Origin of the sequence: Burkholderia sp. ZZQ-2, assembly GCF_050768715.1 — a bacterium.
GTDB lineage: Bacteria > Pseudomonadota > Gammaproteobacteria > Burkholderiales > Burkholderiaceae > Burkholderia > Burkholderia cepacia.
The window spans coordinates 1-5,649 of sequence record NZ_LDVA01000369.1; the positions used below are offsets into that span (position 1 = coordinate 1).

General features: G+C 64.9%; 5 protein-coding genes. All 5 read right to left on the reverse strand.

Annotated elements, in window-relative coordinates; all coding sequences use genetic code 11:
- The gene (locus ABY44_RS37650) at positions 1-840 is read right to left on the reverse strand and encodes an ABC transporter permease subunit (protein WP_027788939.1); all 840 of its coding nucleotides are present in this window, start codon (positions 838-840) and stop codon (positions 1-3) included.
- Positions 837-1,823: an ABC transporter permease subunit gene (locus ABY44_RS37655; protein WP_060173882.1), complete on the reverse strand. Its 987-nt coding sequence runs from the start codon at positions 1,821-1,823 to the stop codon at positions 837-839. The genes ABY44_RS37650 and ABY44_RS37655 overlap by 4 nt, the downstream gene beginning before the upstream one ends.
- 10 nt (positions 1,824-1,833) lie before the next feature.
- Positions 1,834-2,988 carry an ABC transporter ATP-binding protein gene (locus ABY44_RS37660; protein WP_027788941.1) on the reverse strand — a complete coding sequence of 385 codons (1,155 nt, stop codon included), beginning with the start codon at positions 2,986-2,988 and terminating at the stop codon, positions 1,834-1,836.
- A gap of 188 nt (positions 2,989-3,176) precedes the next feature.
- On the reverse strand, positions 3,177-4,292 hold the full coding sequence (locus tag ABY44_RS37665; RefSeq protein ID WP_027788942.1) for a polyamine ABC transporter substrate-binding protein: 1,116 nt from the start codon (positions 4,290-4,292) through the stop codon (positions 3,177-3,179).
- Positions 4,293-4,353: 61 nt separating this feature from the next.
- Positions 4,354-5,649, reverse strand: a 1,296-nt coding sequence (locus ABY44_RS37670; protein ID WP_431643559.1) for an aspartate aminotransferase family protein, incomplete at its 5' end; no start/stop codon positions are given.

Here is a 5,649-nt window from a genome sequence, read left to right on the forward strand (position 1 = left end):
TCACGCCACCGCGAACGCCGCCTTCATGTCGGCCACGCGGCGCCGTTCGCGCGCGATCATCATCCGGTTCACGACGATCACGCCGATCGTCACGGCCGTGATGAACAGCGTCGCCAGCGCGTTCATCTCCGGGTTCAGCCCCAGCCGCACGCGCGAGAACACCACCAGCGGCAGCGTCGTCGACCCCGGCCCCGACAGGAACGCCGACAGCACCAGGTCGTCGATCGACAGCGTGAACGACAGCAGCCACCCCGACAGCAGCGCCTGCGAGATCAGCGGCAGCGTCACCACGAAGAACACCTTCAGCGGCGTCGCGCCCAGATCGAGCGCCGCCTCCTCCAACGACTTGTTCATCTCCTTCACGCGCGACTGCACGATGATCGCCACGTACGACACGCACAGCATCACGTGCCCGATCCAGATCGTCACCATCCCGCGCCCCTTCGGCCAGCCGAACATCTGCTCCAGCGCAACGAACAGCAACAACAGCGAGATGCCCTGGATCACTTCCGGAATCACCAGCGGCGCGTTGATCATCCCCGTGTACAGCGTGAAGCCCTTGAAACGGCCGAAGCGCGCGAGCACGAAACCCGCCCACGTGCCGATCACCACCGACGCGGTGGCCGTCAAGAGGCCGATCTTCAGCGACAGCCACGCGGCGGTCAGCAGCTCGTCGTCGTCCAGCAGCGCGCTGTACCACTTCAGCGAGAAGCCCGACCACACCGTCACCAGCTTCGACTCGTTGAACGAGTACACCACCAGGCTGATGATCGGGATGTACAGGAACAGGAAGCCGAAGGCGAGGACGCCCGTCGACAGCGGTTTGCTCGGCTTGATCATTTCGCGTCCTCCAGTTCCTTGACCTGGTAGTACTGGAACAGCGCCATCGGCACCAGCAGCAGCATCACCATCGCGACCGTCACCGCGGACGCCATCGGCCAGTCCATGTTGTTGAAGAATTCATCCCACATCACGCGCCCGATCATCAGCGTGTCGGCGCCGCCCAACAGTTCCGGAATCACGTACTCGCCCACCGCCGGGATGAACACCAGCAGGCTGCCGGCGATGATCCCGTTCTTCGACAGCGGCAGCGTGATGCGCGTGAACGCGACCCACGGCTTCGCGCCCAGGTCGTACGCGGCCTCGAGCAGCGTGAGGTCCATCTTCACGAGGTGCGCGTACAGCGGCATCACCATGAACGGCAGGTACGAATAGACCATCCCGATGTAGACGCCCGCGTCGCTGTGATAGAGGCGCAGCGGCGTGTGGATGATGCCCAGCGCGATCAGCGTGTGGTTCAGGAGGCCGTCGTCCTTCAGGATGCCGATCCATGCGTACACGCGAATCAGGAACGACGTCCAGAACGGCAGCATCACGGCCATCATCAGCACGTTGCGGCGGTTCGGTTCCGAGCGCGCGATGTAGTACGCCATCGGATAGCCGATCAGCAGGCACAGCACGGTCGACACGGCGGCCATCTTCAGCGAGCTGAGGTAGGTCGCGATGTACAGGTCGTCCTGCAGCAGGAACGCGTAGTGCGACAGCTGCAGCGCGAAGTGCACGACACCGTCCTTGATCTCGACGAGCGACGTGTACGGCGGGATGCCCATCACCTGGTCGGCGAAGCTGATCTTCAGCACCAGCACGAACGGCAGCGCGAAGAAGACTGCGAGCCACACGAACGGCACGCCGATCGCGACGCTGCGGCCCGACGGCAGGAAGCGCGACAGCATGGAGAAACGGCCCGGGCGCGATCTGCCGGCGCCGGTGCTCGCGGCGCCGGCAGACACCGGCGCGGACGGAGTGGAAGCGGAGGTTCTCATCGTGGCGTCCTCACTGCGTCAGCACGACGCCGCTGGCCGGCGACCACGACACGAACACGTCGTCGTTCCACGCCGGCGCGTTGTCGTTCATCAGGTGCGAGCTCGACAGGTTCGACACCACCGTCTTGCCGCTCGGCAGGCGCACGTGGTACAGCGAGTAGCTGCCCATGTACGCGATGTCGGTCACGACGCCGCGCGCCCAGTTGTGTTTCGAGCCCGGCTTCTCGCGCGACACGTGCACGCGCTCCGGGCGCACCGAGATGCCGACCGGCATCCCGAGCGGGCCGGTCACGCCGTGGCTCACGTACATGCGCGCTTCGAGATCGTCGCTCTCGACGAAGATGTGGTCGGGTTCGTCCTCGACCACGCGTCCTTCGAACAGGTTGGTCGAGCCGATGAATTCGGCCGAGAAACGGCTGTTCGGGTATTCGTAGACTTCGCCGGGCGAGCCGATCTGCACGATCTTGCCTTCGCTCATCACCGCGAGGCGGCTCGCCATCGTCATCGCTTCTTCCTGGTCGTGCGTGACCATCACGCAGGTCACGTCGACCTTCTCGATGATGTTCACCAGTTCGAGCTGGGTCTTCTGGCGGATCTTCTTGTCGAGCGCGGACATCGGCTCGTCGAGCAGCAGCAGCTTCGGGCGCTTGACCAGCGAACGGGCGAGCGCGACACGCTGCTGCTGGCCGCCGGAGAGCTGATGCGGCTTGCGCTTCGCGTACTTGCTCATCTGCACGAGCGCGAGCGCGTCGGCCACGCGTTCCCGGATCTCGTTCTTCGGCGTGCCTTCCTGCTTCAGGCCGAACGCAACGTTCGATTCGACCGTCATGTGCGGGAACAGCGCGTACGACTGGAACATCATGTTGACCGGGCGGCGGTACGGCGGCAGCGACGCGAGGTCCTCGCCGTCGACGAAGATCTTGCCGGAGGTGGCCGTTTCAAGCCCGGCGAGCATGCGCAGCAGCGTCGACTTGCCGCAGCCCGAGCTGCCGAGCAGCGCGAACAGCTCGTTCTTCGCGATCGTCAGGTTCACGTTGTCGACGGCCGTGCTGTCGCCGAATTTCTTCACGACGTTTTCGATGCGCACGAAGGCGTCGTTTTGCGTACGGGCCGCGGGGGCCGGTTGGGTCTGTCGTGCAGCAGCGGAAGAGGGTATCGATTGCATGGGATTCACCATTCGTTCTTCACGGATTGCAGGCGTGAGCGTCCCCGCGCGAGGCACGTTATGCGACTCACGGACAACGGCTCGTGCCGGATGGAACAGTGCGCGCGGCGCGCGCGGGCGGATGGAAGTCCGCGGATCTCAGGCGGGCAGGCGTGAGGCGATGCCTGCGCCGCCGGAATGCTTCGCGATCAGTGGCCCGTCTTCAGCTGGGCCCACAGACGGTTCTCGAGGCGCAGGATGTCGGCCGGCATCGGCTTCATCAGCACCATCTTCTTCAGCACGTCTTCGGGCGGGTAGACGGTCGGGTCCTGCGCGACGGCCGGCGTGACGAACTGGTGCGCGGCCTTGTTCGCGGTCGGGTAGAACACCGTGTTGGTGATCGCCGCGTTGACCTTCGGATCGGACACGTAGTTGATCCATTTCAGGGCGGCCTCGGGGTGCGGTGCATCCTTCGGGATCACCATCACGTCGAACCACAGCAGGCCGCCTTCCTTCGGGTTCGAGAACTTGATGTCGTACGAGCGCTTCGCTTCGGCCGAGCGGCGATGCGCGATGCCGACGTCGCCCGACCAGCCGAGCACGACGCACACGTCGTTGTTCGCGAGGTCGTTGATGTAGCCGGACGAGTTGAACTGGGTGATGTACGGGCGGACTTTCTTCAGGACTTCGAACGCGGCCTGGTAATCGCCGGGGTTGGTGCTGTTCGGGTTCTTGCCCATGTATTGCAGCGTCGCGGCGAACACGTCGACGGCCTGGTCGAGGAACGACACGCCGCAGCTCTTCAGCTTCTCCATGTTGGCCGGATCGAACACCAGCGCCCAGCTGTCGACCGGCGCCTTGTCGCCGAGTGCCTTCTTCACCGCCTGCGCGTTGTAGCCGATGCCGTCCGTGCCGTAGGCCCAGGGCACGCCGTACTGGTTGCCCGGATCGGCGTCCGAGATCATCTTCATCAGCAGCGGGTCGAGGTTCGCGAGGTTCGGCAGCTTCGACTTGTCGAGCTTCTGGTACACGCCGGCCTGGATCTGCTTGGCCATGTAGTTCGACGTCGGCACGACGATGTCGTAACCCGAACTGCCGGCAAGCAGCTTCGCCTGAAGCGTGTCGTCGCTGTCGTAGTTGTCGTACTTGACGTGGATACCCGTCTGCTTCTGGAAGTTCGGGATCGTGTCCGGTGCGATGTAGTCGGACCAGTTGTAGACGTTCAGGTCCTCGGCATGCGCCGACGGGCTGGCGACTGACGTAAACGCGGCCGCGGCGGCAAGGGCGGCAACGGAACAGGCTTGGCGAAGAAAGCAGGCACGCATGGTGGAATTCCCCTGGTTATGGCGGCGTGCGGCGCCCGCCGCACGCCTGTAGGCAAAACCGTTACGAAATACCCAGTTGCTGGGCGGTTGCATCGACTGCTTTTTTCGCCTTCGATACGAGTTCATCGATTTCCTGACGCGAGATCACGAGCGGCGGCGACAGCAGCATCCGGTCGCCGGTCGCGCGCATGATCAGGTTGCCGTTGAAGCAGAAGTCGCGGCAGATCGTGCCGACGTCGCCGCCGTTCGCGAAGCGACGGCGTTCGGCCGGCGCCTCGGCGAGCTGAAGGCTCGCGACGAGGCCGTGGCCGTGCACTTCGCCGACGATCGGGTGACGCGCGAAGGTCTCGCGCATCAGCGCCTGGAAGTACGGGCCCGTGTCGTTCTTCACGCGCTCGACGATCCCTTCGTCGCGCAGCAGCTTCAGGTTCGCGACCGCGACGGCTGCCGCCACCGGGTGGCCCGAGTACGTGAGGCCGTGGTTGAATTCGCCGTTGTCGATGATCGGCCGCGCCACCCGCTCGTGAATGCCGACGGCCCCCATCGGCACGTAGCCCGACGTGAGGCCCTTGGCCATCGTGATCAGGTCCGGCTCGAAGCCGAAGTGCTGGTGCGCGAACCATTCGCCGGTGCGCCCGAAGCCGCCGATCACTTCGTCGGCCACCAGCAGGATGTCGTACTTGCGGCAGATCCGCTGGATTTCCGGCCAGTACGTCGACGGCGGGAAGATCACGCCGCCCGCGCCCTGGAACGGCTCGCCGATGAAGGCCGCGACGTTTTCCGCGCCGAGTTCGAGGATCTTCGCCTCGAGCTGCTGCGCGCGGGCCAGGCCGAACGCTTCCGGCGTTTCGCCGGCCGCCGCCTCGCCGAAGAAATACGGCTGGTCGATGTGCACGATGTGCTCGACCTTCGACGGCATCTGCTCGTGCATGTAGCCCATCCCGCCGAGCGTGCCGCCCGCGATCGTCGAGCCGTGGTAGCCGTTCTTGCGCGAGATCACGACCTTCTTCTGCGGCTGGCCCTGCACGCGCCAGTACTGGTGCACGAGACGCAGCACGGTATCGTTGCCTTCCGAGCCGCTGTTGCAATAGAAGAAGTGGTTGAAGCCCTTCGGCGTGACTTCCGCGAGCATCGCGGAGAGTTCGATCACCGGCGGGTGCGTGGTCTTGAAGAAGGTGTTGTAGAACGGCAGTTCCTGGATCTGGCGATACGCGGCGTCGGCGAGTTCCTTGCGGCCGTAGCCGACGTTCACGCACCAGAGGCCGGCCATCCCGTCGATGACCTTGTTGCCGTCCGAGTCCCACAGGTAGACGCCGTCGGCCTTCACGATCACGCGGCTGCCCGCGCGGTTCAGCGC

Bases quoted from the DNA above. Each gene is read 5' to 3' on its own strand.
- ABY44_RS37660 (WP_027788941.1), bottom strand. From the start codon at position 2,988: ATGCAATCGATACCCTCTTCCGCTGCTGCACGACAGACCCAACCGGCC.
- ABY44_RS37665 (WP_027788942.1), bottom strand. From the start codon at position 4,292: ATGCGTGCCTGCTTTCTTCGCCAAGCCTGTTCCGTTGCCGCCCTTGCC.
- ABY44_RS37650 (WP_027788939.1), bottom strand. From the start codon at position 840: ATGATCAAGCCGAGCAAACCGCTGTCGACGGGCGTCCTCGCCTTCGGC.
- ABY44_RS37655 (WP_060173882.1), bottom strand. From the start codon at position 1,823: ATGAGAACCTCCGCTTCCACTCCGTCCGCGCCGGTGTCTGCCGGCGCC.